The sequence below is a fragment of the Mesorhizobium sp. M0894 genome (assembly GCF_040319725.1).
Classification (GTDB): Bacteria; Pseudomonadota; Alphaproteobacteria; order Rhizobiales; family Rhizobiaceae; genus Mesorhizobium.
On the sequence record NZ_JAMYOG010000002.1, the window covers coordinates 393,795 to 409,655 of the forward strand.

15 protein-coding genes are annotated in these 15,861 nt (G+C 62.3%); 6 read left to right on the forward strand and 9 right to left on the reverse strand.

Annotated elements, in window-relative coordinates; all coding sequences use genetic code 11:
• Positions 1-10 precede the first annotated feature (10 nt).
• The 6 genes from NKH91_RS05270 to urtA all read right to left on the reverse strand — a co-directional run bounded on the left by NKH91_RS05270 (position 11) and on the right by urtA (position 6,193).
• Positions 11-211 carry a hypothetical protein gene (locus NKH91_RS05270; RefSeq protein ID WP_352844126.1) on the reverse strand — a complete coding sequence of 67 codons (201 nt, stop codon included), beginning with the start codon at positions 209-211 and terminating at the stop codon, positions 11-13.
• Positions 212-416: 205 nt separating this feature from the next.
• The gene (urtE, locus tag NKH91_RS05275) at positions 417-1,112 is read right to left on the reverse strand and encodes an urea ABC transporter ATP-binding subunit UrtE (RefSeq protein ID WP_126041867.1); all 696 of its coding nucleotides are present in this window, start codon (positions 1,110-1,112) and stop codon (positions 417-419) included.
• A gap of 70 nt (positions 1,113-1,182) precedes the next feature.
• Positions 1,183-1,929, reverse strand: a complete 747-nt coding sequence (gene urtD, locus NKH91_RS05280) for an urea ABC transporter ATP-binding protein UrtD (protein ID WP_023717809.1) — start codon at positions 1,927-1,929, stop codon at positions 1,183-1,185.
• 7 nt (positions 1,930-1,936) lie between these two features.
• Positions 1,937-3,169: an urea ABC transporter permease subunit UrtC gene (gene urtC / locus NKH91_RS05285; protein ID WP_352844128.1), complete on the reverse strand. Its 1,233-nt coding sequence runs from the start codon at positions 3,167-3,169 to the stop codon at positions 1,937-1,939.
• A complete protein-coding gene (urtB, locus tag NKH91_RS05290) occupies positions 3,166-4,782 on the reverse strand; it encodes an urea ABC transporter permease subunit UrtB (RefSeq protein WP_352494573.1) in 1,617 nt (538 codons plus the stop codon). Before urtB ends, urtC begins: the two co-directional genes overlap by 4 nt.
• Positions 4,783-4,882: 100 nt before the next feature.
• Positions 4,883-6,193: an urea ABC transporter substrate-binding protein gene (urtA, locus tag NKH91_RS05295; RefSeq protein WP_352448748.1), complete on the reverse strand. Its 1,311-nt coding sequence runs from the start codon at positions 6,191-6,193 to the stop codon at positions 4,883-4,885.
• 301 nt (positions 6,194-6,494) lie between these two features.
• Between urtA and NKH91_RS05300 the strand changes: the two genes are divergently transcribed.
• Positions 6,495-6,890, forward strand: coding sequence for a hypothetical protein (locus tag NKH91_RS05300; protein WP_352844130.1), 396 nt, complete (start codon positions 6,495-6,497; stop codon positions 6,888-6,890).
• Positions 6,891-6,940: 50 nt separating this feature from the next.
• Here the strand turns inward: NKH91_RS05300 and NKH91_RS05305 are convergent, their stop codons facing one another.
• Positions 6,941-7,651: a purine-nucleoside phosphorylase gene (locus NKH91_RS05305; protein WP_352844132.1), complete on the reverse strand. Its 711-nt coding sequence runs from the start codon at positions 7,649-7,651 to the stop codon at positions 6,941-6,943.
• A gap of 83 nt (positions 7,652-7,734) precedes the next feature.
• Positions 7,735-10,308, reverse strand: a complete 2,574-nt coding sequence (gene cckA, locus NKH91_RS05310) for a cell cycle histidine kinase CckA (RefSeq protein ID WP_352844134.1) — start codon at positions 10,306-10,308, stop codon at positions 7,735-7,737.
• Positions 10,309-10,510: 202 nt separating this feature from the next.
• Between cckA and NKH91_RS05315 the strand changes: the two genes are divergently transcribed.
• Entirely contained in the window at positions 10,511-11,263 is a 753-nt protein-coding gene (locus NKH91_RS05315; protein ID WP_352482239.1) for a hypothetical protein, read from the forward strand.
• Between the two features lie 85 nt (positions 11,264-11,348).
• Here the strand turns inward: NKH91_RS05315 and dksA are convergent, their stop codons facing one another.
• Positions 11,349-11,765: an RNA polymerase-binding protein DksA gene (dksA, locus tag NKH91_RS05320; RefSeq protein ID WP_023717816.1), complete on the reverse strand. Its 417-nt coding sequence runs from the start codon at positions 11,763-11,765 to the stop codon at positions 11,349-11,351.
• A gap of 259 nt (positions 11,766-12,024) precedes the next feature.
• On the opposite strand from dksA, the gene NKH91_RS05325 reads away from it, so the two are divergent.
• The 4 genes from NKH91_RS05325 (at position 12,025) to NKH91_RS05340 (ending at position 15,804) form a co-directional block, all read left to right on the forward strand.
• A complete protein-coding gene (locus NKH91_RS05325) occupies positions 12,025-12,528 on the forward strand; it encodes a SixA phosphatase family protein (RefSeq protein ID WP_352844136.1) in 504 nt (167 codons plus the stop codon).
• 64 nt (positions 12,529-12,592) lie between these two features.
• A complete protein-coding gene (locus tag NKH91_RS05330) occupies positions 12,593-14,071 on the forward strand; it encodes a YcjX family GTP-binding protein (RefSeq protein ID WP_352844138.1) in 1,479 nt (492 codons plus the stop codon).
• Positions 14,068-15,162 carry a YcjF family protein gene (locus tag NKH91_RS05335; RefSeq protein WP_352482235.1) on the forward strand — a complete coding sequence of 365 codons (1,095 nt, stop codon included), beginning with the start codon at positions 14,068-14,070 and terminating at the stop codon, positions 15,160-15,162. The genes NKH91_RS05330 and NKH91_RS05335 overlap by 4 nt, the downstream gene beginning before the upstream one ends.
• An 87-nt stretch (positions 15,163-15,249) precedes the next feature.
• Entirely contained in the window at positions 15,250-15,804 is a 555-nt protein-coding gene (locus NKH91_RS05340; RefSeq protein WP_352844140.1) for a hypothetical protein, read from the forward strand.
• The last annotated feature ends 57 nt before the right edge of the window (positions 15,805-15,861 follow it).

A 15,861-nucleotide genomic window follows, 5' to 3' on the forward strand; every position in this document is an offset into this window, starting at 1 on the left:
AGATTACCGCCTATGCGGCGCGCTCGTCCGGACGCCGATCAACCCTGACGATCTCGTTGAAAGCATCGAGATCGACATAGAAGACCTTGGTGACCTCCGCGATAAGTTCGTCGTGTTCATATCCCTGCGATTTCAGAATGTTGATGGCGGTTATGATGTCGACACGCTCCGTGAGCCGTCGTTTCTGGTAGTCCTCGACATAGCGCTCCATCGTCTGGCCTGGCTCCCAAGCACCCGAAATGTTGGACGACAACAGATCGCTGGAGGGAGCGGCTTGCGCGCAAGCGGCCCGCGCCTTCCCCTGATCTGCCAATTTGGAACTGGTACGGAAAGCGGCCGACTCACCAAGGCCAAGCAAAATCTAGCACGCAATCTTCGGCGCGCCAGAGTTGCAAAGTAATAGAATCAATAAGAATTCAGACGGTCAGGAATTTCCGCACGTCCGCCCGGTCGAGATCCTCGGCGGGGCCGGTATGGACGATCTGGCCGCGGTCCATGATATTGACCTCGTCGGCCAATTCCCGGCAGAAATCGAGATATTGTTCGACCAAAAGCACGGCAATGCCGGCTTGGTCGCGCAGATAGCGGATGGCGCGGCCGATATCCTTGATGATCGACGGCTGGATGCCTTCGGTCGGCTCGTCGAGCACCAGCAGTTTCGGCCGCATCACCAGTGCCCTGCCGATGGCAAGCTGCTGCTGCTGGCCGCCGGACAGATCGCCGCCGCGGCGCGCGAGCATCTGCTTCAGCACCGGAAACAGCTCGAAGACGTGACCGGGAATGTTGCGGTCGGCGCGCTTCAGCGGCGCGAATCCCGATTCGAGGTTTTCCCGCACCGTAAGCAGTGGAAAGATCTCCCTGCCCTGCGGCACGAATGCGATGCCCGACCGGGCGCGATCATACGCCGCGCTCCGGTCGAGCGCCTTCCCCTCGAAGGCAACACTTCCGCTCGTCAGCCGGTGATGGCCGACGATCGATCTCATCAAGCTGGTTTTGCCGACGCCGTTGCGGCCGAGCACACAGGTGATCTTGCCGGCGCCGGCCTTTAGCGAGACGCCGCGCAGCGCCTGGGCGGCGCCGTAATGCAGCGTGGCATTGGAGACTTCGAGCATGGTCAGCGCTTTCTCCTACGCCTGAAAAACGAAAGGTCGAAATGATGGAACGGAACGCGCCAGACCATGCTCATCTCCCCAGGTAGACTTCGACGACGCGCTCGTCGGCCGAAACGAAGTCGAGCGAGCCCTCGGAAAGTACCGAGCCTTCGTGCAGGCAGGTAACCTTGACGCCGAGCTCGCGCACGAAATGCATGTCGTGCTCGACGACGATGACCGAATGGTCGCGCGCGATGTCTCTAAGCAGCCGCGCGGTTTCCTCAGTCTCGGCGTCTGTCATGCCGGCAACCGGTTCGTCGACCAGCAGCAGCTTCGGATCCTGCGCCAAAAGCATGCCGATCTCGAGCCATTGTTTTTGGCCATGGCTCAAATTGGCGGCGAGTTCGTCGCGCTTGTCGCCAAGCCGGATGATGCCGAGAATGTCGTCGATCTGCCGCGCTTCCGCGGCCGAGCGACGATGGAACAGTGCCGGGAAGATCGAGCGCGGGCCTTTCAGCGCCAGCATCAGATTGTCCTCGATCGTGTGGCTTTCGAAGACGGTCGGCTTCTGGAATTTACGGCCGATGCCCATCATGGCGATTTCGGCCTCGTCGTGTTTAGTCAGGTCGACCTCGCCGTCGAAGAAGACCTCGCCCGCGTCGGGCCGCGTCTTGCCGGTCACGATGTCCATCATCGTCGTCTTGCCGGCGCCGTTGGGGCCGATGATCGCCCGCATCTCGCCCTTGTCGAGCACCAGCGACAGGTTGTTGATGGCGCGAAAACCATCGAAGGAAACCGACACGCCGTCGAGATAGAGGATGGTGTTGCTCTTCGACATCAGGCCATCACTCCGCCGGCTGCGGTTCGGCACCGGAGGCCGACCAGTCGCCCGGCCTTCTCGCCGCCGAGCGATCGGTTTTCGGCGGCACCGGCGTGTCAGGATCGGTGCCGGCTTCCTCGGCAATCGAGGCTGCCCGCAGCGCCTTGGCATTGCCGCGCCAGGAATCCCACATGCCGATGATGCCCTTGGGCAGGAACAGCGTGACGGCGACAAACAGGCCGCCCAGCGCAAACAGCCAGAACTCCGGCAGCACGCCGGTGAACCAGGACTTACCGGCATTGACCAGAAGCGCGCCAATGATCGGTCCGACGATGGTGCCGCGCCCGCCGACGGCCGCCCACACCACCACCTCGATCGAATTGGACGGCTCGAACTCGCCAGGGTTGATGATGCCGACTTGCGGCACGTAAAGCGCACCGGCGATGCCGGCCATCACCGCCGACACGGTGAAGGCGAACAGTTTGACGTTCTCCGCCCGCCAGCCGAGAAAGCGCGTGCGGCTTTCGGCGTCGCGCACCGCCATCAAAAGCTTGCCGTATTTGGAACCGACGATCGCCCAGGTGACGAAGACGGCAAACGCGAGCATGACGGCGCTGGCCGCGAACAGCGCCGAGCGTGTCATGTCGGCCTGCACGTTGAAGCCTAGAATGTCCTTGAAATCGGTCAGGCCGTTATTGCCGCCGAAACCCATGTCGTTGCGGAAAAAGGCAAGCAGCAGCGCATAGGTCATCGCCTGGGTGATGATCGACAGATAGACGCCGGTGACGCGGCTGCGGAAGGCAAACCAGCCGAAGACGAAGGCGAGCAGGCCGGGCACCGCAAGCACCATGACCGCCGCGAACCAGAAATGGTCGAAGCCATACCAGAACCACGGCAATTCCTTGTAGTTCAGGAACACCATGAAGTCGGGCAGCAGCGGATTGCCGTAGACGCCTCGCGAGCCGATCTGGCGCATCAGGTACATGCCCATCGCATAGCCGCCGAGCGCGAAGAAGGCGCCGTGGCCGAGTGAGAGGATGCCGCAATAGCCCCAGACGAGATCGAGCGCCAAGGCGAGCAGTGCGTAGCAGAGATATTTGCCGGTGAGCGCCACGATATAAGACGGCACGTAGAAGGAACTTGTCGGCGAGACCGCAAGGTTGAGCAGCGGCACGACGATGCCGGCCGCCAGCAGGACGAAGATGGTGATGGCGACGCGACGATCGGCGCCGGCGGCAAAGAAACGTCCCGTGATCATGCTTCCACCGACCTGCCCTTGAGCGCAAACAAGCCGCGCGGGCGTTTCTGGATGAACAGGATGATCAGCACCAGGACGACGATCTTGCCGAGCACCGCTCCGGCATAAGGTTCGAGGAACTTGTTGACGATGCCGAGCGAGAAGGCGCCGACCAGCGTGCCCCAGAGATTGCCGACACCGCCGAAGACGACGACCATGAAGCTGTCGATGATGTAGCCGCGACCGAGATTGGGCGAGACGTTGTCGATCTGGCTGAGCGCGACACCGGCTATGCCGGCAATGCCGGAGCCGAGTGCAAACGTCAGGGCGTCGACCCACGGCGTCCTGATGCCCATCGAGGCGGCCATGCGGCGGTTGGCGGTGACGGCACGCATCTGCAGCCCCCAAGGCGTGCGCTTCATCACGTAGAGCAGCACCGCGAACACGCCAAGCGCGAATACCAGGATCCAGAGCCGGTTCCATGTCACGGCAAGCTGGCCGATATTGAACGAGCCGGACATCCATGACGGGTTGCCTACCTCCTGGTTGGTCGGCCCGAAGATGGTGCGTACGGCCTGCTGCAGGATCAGCGACACACCCCATGTCGCCAGCAGCGTCTCCAGCGGCCGGCCGTAGAGGAAGCGGATCAGCCCGCGCTCGATGACAAGGCCGACGAGCGCCGCCACTAGGAAGGCCAGCGGCAAGGCGATGACCAGCGACCAGTCGAACAGACCGGGAAAGGAATTCCGGATCACCTCCTGCACGACGAAGGTCGTGTAGGCACCGAGCATGACCATCTCGCCATGCGCCATGTTGATGACGCCCATGACGCCGAAGGTGATGGCCAGGCCAATCGCCGCCAGCAGCAGCACCGATCCGAGCGATATGCCGTACCAGATATTCTGGCCGGCATCCCACAGCGCCAGCGTCGAATTGATATTGGCGATCGCAGCCGTCGCCGCGTCCTTCACCGCACCTTCGGAATTGGCCTCTACAGACGTGAGCAGCGACACCGCATCGCGGTCGCCGCGCGCGCCGATGAGAGCGATAGCCGCCAGTTTGTCGGCCTCCGGCCTGTCGGAAACGAGAACCGACGCGGCGCGGGCATGTTCGAGCAGCGCCTTGACGCTTGCCACGCTCTCATTGGCGATGGCGGTGTCGAGCGGCTCGATGTTTGCCGCGTCCGGCGTCTTGAACATGGTGTCGGCGGCGGCAATGCGCACGGCCGGGTCCTTGGAGCCAAGCGTCAGTGTGCCCAGCGCGTCGCGGATGACGCGGCGCAGCGTGTTGTTGACTTTGATCTTGGTGATGTCGGCCTTGGCAGCTTCGCCCGATTTTTCGCCGGTGAGCGCATCGAGCAGCTCAATACCGTCGCCGCTCTCCTTGCCGACAAAGACCAGTGAATCGGCCTTGCGGACGTAAAGGCTGCCCTCCGCAAGCGCGGCAAGCGGCCGTTCGACGGCCGGATCGCCGGAAGCCGCAAGCTCGCGCACGACGGCTTCGATCGCCGGAAAATTGGCGGCAGTGGCGAATTTGGCGATGACGGCGCGCAGATCTGCTTCGCTGGCGTTCGACGGCAGCAGCGCCCCCAGGAGGAGCAGCAGCATCAGGCCAATCGCGCGGATCAGGATCATCGGTTTCTGGTGGCTCTTGGAGGTTGAATGTCGCCTCCGGGCAGGCTGGAGAAGGAGCCCGCCCGGAGGCTTTGCGGTCTGGGAGGACAGACCGGGAGGATTAGTTGGTTCCCTTGCCGCCGCATTTGCCGGTGGCAACGTTGAAGTTGCCGCAGGATAGAGGCGCGCGCCAATCGGAGATCAGGTCCTTGGAATCAGGCAGGTAGTCGGACCACTCGTCGCCCATCACCAGGCCCGGCGTCTGCGAGACGGTTTCGAACTGGCCGTCGGCCTGGATTTCGCCGATCAGCACCGGCTTGGTGATATGATGGTTCGGCATCATGGTCGAATAACCGCCGGTCAGGTTCGGCACCGAGACACCGACCATGGCGTCGATGACTTTGTCCGGATCGGTGGTACCGGCCTTCTCTACCGCCTTCACCCACATGTTGAAGCCGATATAGTGGGCTTCCATTGGGTCGTTGGTGGTGCGCTTGTCGTTCTTGATGAATTTGTGCCAATCGGCGATGAACTTCGCGTTCTCGGGCGTGTCGACGCTCTCGAAATAATTCCAGGCGGCGAGATGGCCGACGAGCGGCGCGGTGTCGAGACCGGCAAGCTCTTCCTCACCAACCGAGAAGGCCATGACCGGAATATCCTCGGCCTTGATGCCCTGATTGCCGAGTTCCTTGTAGAACGGCACGTTGGCGTCGCCGTTGACGGTCGAGACGACAGCGGTCTTCTTGCCAGCCGAGCCGAACTTCTTGATTGCCGAGACTTCGGTCTGCCAGTCGGAGAAGCCGAACGGCGTATAGTTGACCATGATGTCTTCGGCAGCAACGCCCTTCGCCTTCAGATAGGCTTCAAGAATTTTGTTGGTGGTGCGCGGATAGACATAGTCGGTGCCTTCGAGCACCCAGCGCTTCACCGAACCGCCATCCTCGCTCATCAGATAGTCGACCGCGGGAATGGCTTGCTGGTTCGGCGCCGCACCGGTGTAGAACACGTTGCGCTCGCTCTCCTCGCCCTCATATTGAACCGGGTAGAACAGGATGTTGTCGAGTTCGCTGAACACCGGCAGCACCGATTTGCGCGACACCGAGGTCCAGCAGCCGAACACCGCCGCGACCTTGTCCTTCGAGATCAGCTCGCGCGCTTTTTCTGCGAACAGCGGCCAGTTGGAAGCCGGATCGACGACCACCGCCTCGAGCTTCTTGCCGAGCAGGCCACCCTTGGCATTCTGCTCTTCGATGAGCATCAGCATGGCGTCCTTTAGCGTCGTCTCCGAGATCGCCATGGTTCCCGACAGCGAATGGAGGATGCCGACCTTGATGGTGTCGTCGGCCGCCTTGGCGGGAATGCTCATCAGCAGGCCGGCGGTGACCACGCCGGCCGAAAACATTTTTGTTATTGTCGAGAAACTGCCCCTCATACTTTTAAACTCCCAAGCTGGTTAACTGCATCGGAACAGACCATGCAACGGCTGTGCCAATTACCGGAGCAAGATCGGAAGATCTGAGATTTCCCAGCTCTGTCAGTCGGTTAATGTATTAGGCGCAGGAGATGAACCTCGCCTGCCAGGTTCGAACTGAGAAAAGATCACCCGTATCAGCCTAAGTTTTACTCATGTACGGGCCAATGCCCGAATTTTGAGCAGCATCACAAGAGCACTGGCGAGGATTGCAGCGCCGCAGCGAAATGGGGCAAGTTCGAACCCTTAAACGAGCGACGCCATGGCCTTCCGAACGTCTTGCATTTTCATCACCATGCTTCTGCTGGCGACGACGACTGTAGCGCGCGCCGGCTTCAGCGACGGCAAGCTGCCGGACGGCCCCTATCATTGCGAAGTCTATCTGCTTGGCATGTTCCTCAGCCTCGGCGACATCACCATCAAGGGAAACGTCTATAGCGGTCCGGTGAGCTTCGGCACCGCGCGGCAGAGTTATAACTACCAGATGGATGCAGACGGGGTGATCACTTGGCTGGGTCCGCTGGGCGGCTACACCAGCGGCGGCAACTCGATCTCGCTTACGCAAGCGACGCTGGAAAGCGGAACCACCCCCTCCTTCGACGTTATCATGAAGCAGCCGGACGGTGCCTTTACCGCCTCGACCTGCACCAAACGTTGAAAAAAATATGCGCAACCTCGTGAGAATTAGCACCGGAAGGCAGAAAGCCGCTAGCTCTCCGCCGCCACGTCGAGCGCCAGCCGGGTCATATTGGTGAAAAGCCCCTGGCGTTCGGAATAATCGGTCTGCTCGCCGGTTGCCACATTGTCGACGACGGTCAGGATCGACAGTGCCCGGGCACCGAAATCGGCCGCGATGCGGTAGAGCGCGCTGGTTTCCATGTCCACGGCGAGCGCGCCCTGTGCCTGCGCTTCGGCAAAGCGCTCGCGCCCCTGCGGATGATAAAAAATATCGCTGCAGATGGTCAGGCCGGCCCGCTGGTCGATGCCGAGTTCGGCGGCCCGGGTCAACGCCTGGGCCAACAATGCCGGATCGGGGCTGGCGTTGGCACGATAGAGCCCGAAACTCTGAACGCTTTCTGAGCTTTCACCGCGCACCGATTGCGCGATCACCAGACTGCGCAGCGCCAGCTCGGCGGTCAGCCCGCCGCAGGTGCCGGTGCGGATCAGTGTTTTCGCACCATAGAAATCCAGCAGCTCGTGCACGTAGACCAGGAATGACGGGACGCCGATGCCGGTGGACTGGATGCTGATAGGCTTGCCGCGAAACAGGCCGGTAAAACCAAGCGCGCCGCGGCGGCGGTTGACGCAGCGCGGCGCCTCCAGAAAAGTCTGCGCCATCCATTCTGCGCGCTGCGGATCGCCCGGCAGCAGCACCGTGCTTGCGTAGTCGCCCTTGCTGGCCTCGTTGTGTGGCGTCACGGCATGCTTTCCAAAACCCGTCGCCCGTTTCGCCTGCAATCATGGCAGTCTCACGGCATTGCGCAAGCGGAGCATTGGAAGGGTCAGGATTCCAGCATGTCCTTGACGATCGTGGCCAATTGCTTGAGCGAAAACGGCTTGGGCAAAAAGCCGAAATGTGCGTCGGCCGGCAAGTTCTTGGCGAATGCGTCTTCCGCATATCCGGACACGAAGATGAACTTGATGTCGGGCTGCCGCTTGCGCAATTCGCCAAGCAGCGTCGGGCCGTCCATTTCCGGCATCACCACGTCTGAGACCACGATGTCGACCTTGCCGCCGAGCGCTTCGTAGACTTCAAGCGCCTCGACGCCCGACGACGCCTCGTGGACGGTGTAGCCGCGCGACTTTAGTGCACGCATGCCGCCCATGCGTACGGCGTCCTCGTCCTCGACCAGCAGCACCGTGGCCGAGCCCGACAGATCCTTGGCTGAGTCGGCGATCTTGGCAGGTGCGGCCGGCACTTCTCCAGCCTCGCCCGCCTTCCTTGCCTCCGCAATGTGCCGCGGCAGGAAGATGCGGAACAGGGATCCCTTGCCGACTTCGGAATCGCAGAAGATGAAGCCGCCTGTCTGCTTGATGATGCCATAGACCATGGACAGGCCGAGGCCCGTTCCCTTGCCAACCTCCTTTGTCGTGAAGAAGGGCTCAAAGATCTTTTTCAGCACATCAGGCGCGATACCGCTGCCGCTGTCCTCAACCTCGACCAGCACATAGTCGGCCGGAGTAAGTTCGCGATAGGAAAAGGTCTTGCATTCCCCGGCGCTGACGTTGCGGGTGCGAACGGTGAGGTCGCCGCCGGCCGGCATCGCATCGCGCGCATTGACCGCCAGATTGACCACCACTTGCTCGAACTGCCCGATATCGACCCTGACCGGCCACAGGTCGCGGCCATGGTCGATCCTGAGCTTGATATCGTTGCCGACCAGACGGGCAAGCAGCATTCTTAGGTCGGCGAGCACGTCGGTCAGGTTGAGCACTTCCGGCCGCAACGTCTGCTTGCGCGAGAAGGCCAGCAACTGCCGCACCAGCGAGGCCGCCCGGTTGGCATTCTGCTTGATGTTCATGATATCCGGGAACGACGGATCGGACGGCCGGTGGTTGGTCAAAAGCAGGTCCGAAGCCATGATGATGGCGGTCAGCACATTGTTGAAATCATGCGCGATGCCGCCGGCGAGCTGGCCGACCGCCTGCATCTTCTGGCTTTGCGCCATCTGGCCCTCGAGGGCCTTTTGCTCGGTGGTCTCGACGGCATAGACGATGGCCGATTCCTCGGCGCCCTCGCCGCCGGTGCCGTCTGCGACCGCATTGACGTAGAAGCGTATGTGGCGCTCCTCATTGCCGGGCAGCACCGTATCGATCGGCTCGATATCAGCCTGTTGCTGGCGTGCCTTTTCGAACGCCGCGGCGAAAGCCGGCCGGTCGCGCTCGTGGATCACCGTATCCAGCCGCACACGCCGATCGACCGCGTCGCGGTCGACGACCGAGGAAAACAGCGACAGGAACGGCGCATTGGTGCGCAGGATGCGGCCGGCATGGTCGACGCCGGCAATCGCCATCGGCGTCGAGTTGAAGAATCGCGTGAAGCGTATTTCCGAGGCGCGAAGGTCGGCCGAAGCGTCTTCGCCTTGCGTCCGGTTGAGCACGATGGTGCGAGTCGGGCCGTTGAGCCCCTCTCGGCTGGCCGAAACACGATGCATGAAGCGCACCGGCAGCGCCTCACCGGTCATCGTCGTCAGATCGAGATCGATAACGGCATTGCGCGTGGTACCCGCGTCGGCCTTGACCGAACGGACCAGCGCCATGCCGTCGCCGGCGACGATCTCCGGCAGCGTGATGGCGCCGGGGGTGAAGCTGGCCAGGTCGATGCCCAGCCACTCCGCAAGGGTCGCGTTGATATAGGTGACGCGGCCTTCCTGGTCGGCCGAAAAGAAACCGGCCGGCGCGTGGTCGAGGTGATCGATGGCCTTTTGCAGGTCGAGAAAGAACCGCTCCTGCTCGGCCCGTTCCTGCGAGATATCAGCAAGCTGCCAAGCAAGCATGGGCAGCCGCTGGCCTGGCACGCTGAACGCGCGGGCCCGGACGCGGTACCAGCGCGCGCCCGGTTCGGCGCCTGGCCGAATGGACTGCGCGAGCCGAAACTCGCCGTCGCCCGGCTGGCCGTCGCGCAGGCCTGACGCCAGCCGGTATATGGTCACCGAGGCCTCGGGAACGTCTGAAAGCAAACCTTCGACCGTCTTGAGGTCGGCGGCCGATTCGGCACCCGTCATGTCGGCATAGGTCCGGTTGGCGTAGATGATCCGGCCTTTGGTATCGGTGACCAGGAGGCCTTGCGACATCGAATCGACGAAAGCTTTCGACAGTTCGTCGCTTGTCGAGCGCGGCGTGACGTGCACGAAGCCGATCGCAGTGGCGAACAGAAAGCCGACGCCGATCATCGCCAACACGCCAAGCATGCCGAGCAGGAATGGGTCGCCAAGTCGCTCGCGGAAAAGGCCGAAGACGATCGCTGCCCCCGTCAGGACGACGATGAAGACGATGAGCCGGGTGACCGCGCCCGGTCGCGTGTTCTGGTCGACGATAGGTACCGGATAGAAATCGCCGCGCGCTTCCTTGGCCATGTTCCCCCTGCTCGTGAATTCCGGTGTCGGTTGAATCATATTCTCAGGGTCGGGAAAAGGCCCGGCGGCAAATGTCCGCTAAAAAGACGCCGTTCCGCTTCCGGTGTTTCAAGCTGTTCACGAAGCGTGAAAGGCAACTTGCGGTGGCCTGCCGCAACAGTCTAGTGTCGCCTCTCTTCGAAAGCTGATTTTGGGGGAACCAATGCTGCAATGGCTGGATGGCGTGGCGGGTCCTGGTTATGCCGCGGCAATCCTGTGGACGTTTGCAGTACTTGTCCTTCTGCTCATCATTCTTCTCATCATCAGGCTGGTCCGCAGCCTGACCTTCGGAACATTCGTCGCCGGCGGCAGGAACCGCAAGACGCGGCTGGCGGTCATGGATGCCACAGCGGTCGACAGTCACCGGCGGCTGGTGCTGGTGCGCCGCGACGATATCGAGCACCTGCTCTTGATCGGTGGTCCGACCGACGTCGTCGTCGAGCGCGACATCAGGCTCTCGGCGCTGCGCCGCCCGGCATTGACCGGAGATAACAGCCACCAGCCGGCAGCAAGATCGGCTCAGACCACAGCCGCGCCGGTGAGGCAAGCGCCGCCGCAGGCGGCAAGCGTAGCCGCAACCCCTGTCCGAGCCCGCCAGACGGCGACAATGCCGGCAACAATGCCGGCACCGGCGCCGAAACCGGCATCGAACGTCACACCGTTGCCAAATTATGGATCCGTCAACGCCAATGCTTCACGGCATACGCCGCCGCCGGCAAGACAGGACTCCCCGGCAAGATACGAGCCGCCGGCACAGCACGAGTCGATCGACGATGCGCTGATGAAGGAGCTGGAGGTTTCCCTCGACGAGCCACGCTTCAGCCAAACGCCGAGCAAGCCGGTGGCGAAGGCATCGCCCTCTCTCGACGACGAGATGACGAAGCTCCTCGGCGAGTTGTCCAATCAGAAAAGATAGGCTGATAGCGAACGGCCAATGAAAATGGCCGGAAAACCGGCCATTTTGAACGCTTTACCGATGCCGCTCTGTTTTTCCCGCCGACTCAGTCGTCGCGGTACACCTTCTCGCGCCGCTCATGGCGCTCCTGTGCCTCGATCGACAAGGTCGCGATCGGGCGCGCGTCGAGCCGCTTCAGCGCGATCGGCTCGCCTGTTTCCTCGCAATAGCCGTAGGTGCCTTCGTCAAGGCGCTGGAGGGCGGAATCGATCTTCGAGATGAGTTTTCGCTGGCGATCGCGGGCGCGAAGTTCGATGGCGCGGTCGGTTTCCGAGGAAGCCCGATCGGCGAGATCGGGATGGTTGGCGTTTTCCTGCTGCAGGATTTCGAGAGTTTCGCGCGCTTCACGCAAGATGTCGTTCTTCCAGGTGACGAGCTTCAGGCGAAAGTAGGATTTCTGCCGCTCGTTCATGAACGGCTCGTCTTCGGAGGGTACGTAATCGGCGGTAACGATGTCGTTCATTCGACTCACCCAACAAACCCCAAATTTGGCGCCTATATATTCGCGGACCGAAAACTGCACAAGGTCAATCGACGACTGTTTCACGCAATTGTTAGTCCCGGACAAACGGCATCCGCGATGCCCTTTTTGCGAAGAATACGACCGAATTCATACATGATTCGCTATGCTTGAAGGACGCTTGCCATTGCGCACGGAGCTCTTCTGATGGCAAATCCTGCGGCGTATTGACGGGTTCGGTGCCCGGCACAACGGGGATCCGGTGACCAGACTTTACCTGCTGAGGCATGCGAAGGCCGGCTGGGCGCTGCCCGGCGTCGCCGACTTCGACCGCCCGCTCGATACATCTGGCTTCGCCGATGCCGAAGCGATGGGCGTGCTGATGCGTTCTCGCAAATACGTACCGGGCCTCACCCTGTGCTCAAGCGCCAGGCGTGCCCGCCAGACGCTGGAAAGCTTAGCTGGCCATACGGACACGGGCCGGGTGCTGTTCTTTGACGCGCTCTACAACGACGATGCCGCCGCGTACCTCGCTGCCGTCCGGCAGAATGGCGGGCTGGACGCCCTGCTCGTCATTGGCCACAATCCGATGATTGAGGATCTCGCCATGGCGCTCTCAGGCGACGGCAACGAGACCGCGCGGGCCATGCTGAACCACGGCTTCCCGACCTCCGCACTTGCGGTGGTCCGGTTCAACGGCAGTCTTGCGGAGGCTGCGCCTGGCGCCGGCTATCTCGAAGCCTTCCTGACGCCTGCCGATATCTGAGGCCATTTCAAAGCCGCGCCTCAAAGCCTATATCGGTGGCTGACCGGCCCCGCGAGAACAGATTTTGGCATCATCGCTGACGACTTTCACCGACGAGGCGAAGATCGCCTTGGATACGTTGTCAGGCCGCGCTGCCGGGCTTTTCGCTCCGTCGCTGCGTCTTGGCGTGACCGGGCTGTCCCGCGCCGGCAAGACGGTGTTCATCTCGGCCCTTGTGCACAATCTGGTCCATGGCGGACGCTTGCCGCTGTTTGAGGCACAAAAATCGGGGCGCATCGCCAGGGCCTTTCTCGAAGAGCAGCCGGACGACGCCGTACCACGCTTCCAGTACGAGGATCACATCGCGGCTCTTGTCGACGACCGTGTCTGGCCGGACTCGACGCGTGCGATTTCCGAACTGAGGCTCACCATCGAATACGAATCGGCCTCCGGTTGGAGCCGCATGTTTTCCGCCGGCAAATTGTCCGTCGACGTCGTCGATTATCCCGGCGAATGGCTGCTCGACCTGCCGCTGCTCGGCAAGTCCTACGCCGATTTTTCGCGTGAGGCCTTCGAGATGGCCGTGTTGCCGGTGCGTGTCGATCTTTCGCGGGAATGGCAGGCGCTCTCTGCCTCCGTCGACCCCAACGCCGACGCCGACGAGATGACGGCGCGCCGTCTCGCCGAGAGCTTCGCCGCCTACCTCAAGGCCTGCAAGCTTGACGAGCGGGCGCTTTCGACCCTACCGCCCGGCCGCTTCCTGATGCCCGGCGATCTTGAAGGATCGCCGGCGCTGACCTTTGCGCCGCTGCCGAAACTCGGCCTCGGGCGCGCCCGCTACGGATCGCTGCAGGCGATGATGGAGCGGCGCTACGAGGCTTACAAGACGTATGTCGTCAAACCGTTCTTTCGCGAACACATCACGCGCCTCGACCGGCAGATCGTGCTCATCGACGCCTTACAGGCATTGAACGCCGGCCCCGGTGCGATGGCCGATCTGGAACGCGCGGTCACCGAAATCCTGTCCTGTTTCCGGCCCGGCCGGGGCAACTTCCTGACCGACCTGTTTTCAAGACGCATCGACCGCATATTGGTGGCCGCGACCAAGGCCGACCATCTGCACCACGAAAGCCACGACCGGCTGCAGGCGATCGTGCGGCGGCTTGCCGACCGCGCCGTGGCGCGGGCGAATTTCACTGGTGCCGACGTCGACGTCGTCGCCATGGCGGCCATGCGCGCGACTCGGGAAGGCACGGTCAAGCAGGGCCGTGAGACTTTGCCGGTCATTATCGGCACGCCATTGCGTGGCGAAAAAATCAATGGCGAAACCTTTGACGGAAAGACCGAAACAGCCATATTTCCCGGTGATTTGCCGGAGAAAGTTGATGCGGTGTTCGATGGTTTCGAATCGAAGCACCAGCAGAACGATGACGACCCGGCGATCCGCTTCGTGCGCTTTCGCCCGCCGAAACTCGAGCGCACGGCCGAGGGCGTGACGCTGTCGCTGCCGCATATCAGGCTCGACCGCGCGGTGCAGTTCCTGATCGGAGATCATCTCGCATGAGCGCGCCCCGCAGACCGGCGGCCTTTCGCATCGAGCCGGAGCCCCAGCCGAAGGTAGATCCGACGGCTCGCCATTCCGGGGCCGAGGCCGCGCCGGCGCGAAAGCCGCGTAACGTGAAGGCGGATCTTGCCGTGGTCACACCGGCGGAGATCGACGTCTTCGACGAGCCTGATGTCGTCGCTGCCGAACCGCCGCCGGCGATTGCGCCGCGAAAACGTTCGCTGCTTGGCAGCCTGTTCTTCGGCGCGCTGGGCGTTCTGGTTTCGCTCGCCCTTGGCCTCTGGACCGACCAGCTGATTCGCGACCTGTTCGAGCGCGCCGAGTGGCTGGGCTGGCTGGCGGCCGGAATGGCATTGATCGCCATCCTGGCGCTTGTGGTCATCCTTATCCGCGAATTCGTGGCGATTGCTCGCCTCGCCGAGGTCGAAAAGTTGCAGAAGCGGGCGCTCGATGCGATTGCCCGCGATGATCCGAAGGCCGCCCGCGCCGTGGTCGACGAGTTGTCGGCATTTGTCGCGGCCAAGCCCGAAACCGCGGCCGGCAGGCGCTCGCTGGCCGAATTGCGCGGCGAGATCATCGATGGCGGCAATCTGGTGCGGCTGGCCGAGACCGAGATCCTCGGCCCGCTCGATGCCCGCGCCAAGATGATGATCCTCGAAGCGGCGAAGCGCGTGTCCCTGGTGACCGCGGTCAGTCCGCGCGCGCTGGTCGACGTCGCTTATGTCGTGTTCGAAGCCGGCCGGCTGATTCGCCGTCTGTCGGAGCTCTATGGCGGCCGCCCCGGCACGCTTGGCTTTTTTCGCCTGGCGCGCAGCGTTCTCGCCCATCTCGCGGTCACTGGGTCGATCGCCGTCGGCGACAGTTTCGTCCAGCAGATCGTCGGCCATGGCCTTGCGGCTCGGCTCTCGGCCAAGCTCGGCGAAGGCGTCGTCAACGGCATGATGACGGCGCGCATCGGCATTGCAGCGATGGAAACGGCAAGGCCCCTGCCCTTTAACGCCGTCAGGCGTCCAGGATTGGGCGATTTCCTTTCCGCGCTGACCTCCTTTGCGGCAAAGAAAGAAAAAGAAACATCCGCTTCCGAGACGTGACTATCGCCTTGGGGTGACAAAGCATTAACCAATCTTGTTCATGGTCGGAAGCGTCCAAACCAGTCTCTTTGTTGCCGGGTGTCGTCGATGAAAAGCGTTATTTTGTCCAGCGTGCTGCCCGTGGCGCTCGCCCTTGTCGCAACCATCGGCATTGCCGGAAAGGCTTCGGCGGCGGAACCGGACAAGCAGTTCTTTCGATCGGTCGAGGGCAAATGGGTCGGCCCCGGAGAAATCGTTGCCGGCAAATACAAGGGCACGAAATTCACCTGCAGCTTCATTGGCTCGACGCCTGACGGCAAGGTCGGCATGTCGCTCGACGGCGGCTGCCGGGTCGGTATGTTCACCCAGCAGATGTCGGCAACGATCGAACACAAGGGCCGGCAGGGCTACAAGGGCAGCTTCATGGGCGGGGCCGCTGGCTCCGGCCTCGACATTATCGGTGGCAATGTCGTCGATGCGCACAAGGTGGTTTTCACCATTAATCGCAATCAGTTGCGCGGCGTGATGCAGGCGCTTGTCCCCGACGACAATTCGATGACGGTGACCGTTGCCGTGCGCGTCGACCAGCAGCTGGTCCCGGTCATCGGCATGAAGTTGAAGCGGATCGATGCAGTCGAGGTCGGCTCCATAACTCCGAACTGAGCTTTCGGCGTGAAAAGGCGGCAACCAAACGCCGCCGCCCTCCTTGACATGCAGATG

What these genes read in the sequence shown, in the direction of transcription:
- NKH91_RS05270 (WP_352844126.1), bottom strand. Translation starts at nt 211, where the DNA reads ATGGAGCGCTATGTCGAGGACTACCAGAAACGACGGCTCACGGAGCGT.
- urtD (WP_023717809.1), bottom strand. Translation starts at nt 1,929, where the DNA reads ATGTCGAAGAGCAACACCATCCTCTATCTCGACGGCGTGTCGGTTTCC.
- NKH91_RS05335 (WP_352482235.1), top strand. Translation starts at nt 14,068, where the DNA reads ATGAGCGCGCCCCGCAGACCGGCGGCCTTTCGCATCGAGCCGGAGCCC.
- urtB (WP_352494573.1), bottom strand. Translation starts at nt 4,782, where the DNA reads ATGATCCTGATCCGCGCGATTGGCCTGATGCTGCTGCTCCTCCTGGGG.
- cckA (WP_352844134.1), bottom strand. Translation starts at nt 10,308, where the DNA reads ATGGCCAAGGAAGCGCGCGGCGATTTCTATCCGGTACCTATCGTCGAC.
- dksA (WP_023717816.1), bottom strand. Translation starts at nt 11,765, where the DNA reads ATGAACGACATCGTTACCGCCGATTACGTACCCTCCGAAGACGAGCCG.
- NKH91_RS05340 (WP_352844140.1), top strand. Translation starts at nt 15,250, where the DNA reads ATGAAAAGCGTTATTTTGTCCAGCGTGCTGCCCGTGGCGCTCGCCCTT.
- NKH91_RS05315 (WP_352482239.1), top strand. Translation starts at nt 10,511, where the DNA reads ATGCTGCAATGGCTGGATGGCGTGGCGGGTCCTGGTTATGCCGCGGCA.
- urtC (WP_352844128.1), bottom strand. Translation starts at nt 3,169, where the DNA reads ATGATCACGGGACGTTTCTTTGCCGCCGGCGCCGATCGTCGCGTCGCC.
- urtA (WP_352448748.1), bottom strand. Translation starts at nt 6,193, where the DNA reads ATGAGGGGCAGTTTCTCGACAATAACAAAAATGTTTTCGGCCGGCGTG.
- NKH91_RS05300 (WP_352844130.1), top strand. Translation starts at nt 6,495, where the DNA reads ATGGCCTTCCGAACGTCTTGCATTTTCATCACCATGCTTCTGCTGGCG.
- urtE (WP_126041867.1), bottom strand. Translation starts at nt 1,112, where the DNA reads ATGCTCGAAGTCTCCAATGCCACGCTGCATTACGGCGCCGCCCAGGCG.